This is a genomic window from Streptococcus oralis (assembly GCF_001075675.1).
In the GTDB taxonomy this organism is placed as follows: domain Bacteria; phylum Bacillota; class Bacilli; order Lactobacillales; family Streptococcaceae; genus Streptococcus; species Streptococcus oralis_V.
In genome coordinates this window covers 1-463 of the sequence record NZ_JUNW01000002.1, presented here as the reverse complement: position 1 = coordinate 463, position 463 = coordinate 1, and the positions used below count along the sequence as shown (strand labels likewise).

Sequence of the window (463 nt, the reverse complement as noted above, 5' to 3'; positions counted from 1 at the left end):
AAACCAAAGTTTCAGGGATAGCACTGCAACCCGAAGAGTCAACGACTCAACCTGATTTTCATACCAATGTTCGATTATATTTTAACATTGACAAGTCAGTAAAGTCAAGTTATCGGTTGCGTGGTAGCTACAAATACCCTGAAGATGTGGACATAAGGACTTTAAATAAGTATGCGGATGCTTTGCAACGGTCAGCACAACAATATTTAGATAGATTTGCCAATCAAAAAATCATCTACGCTTTTAACGAAGATAACCAACTGAACGCTCTGTCACCAGTCGCCCCATGTTATCCTCTCGATATTTATACTTTACTATAACTTACTGAGGGAATCAACTTTAAAAGCATCAAAAAGCCCTTGACCGAAGTCAAGAGCCATCTAACACTGGGGGCGAATTGTTCAATCGCAATTTCAGTTCTTTAGAAACCAAAGTTTCAGGGATAGCACTGCAACCCGAAGAG

General features: G+C 39.7%; 1 protein-coding gene. It reads left to right on the top strand.

All coding sequences use genetic code 11. The features are described 5' to 3' along the window. A partial coding sequence (locus ADM50_RS09670; protein WP_239684794.1) for a hypothetical protein occupies nucleotides 1-320 on the top strand: 320 nt, incomplete at its 5' end. Between the last annotated feature and the right edge of the window lie 143 nt (nucleotides 321-463).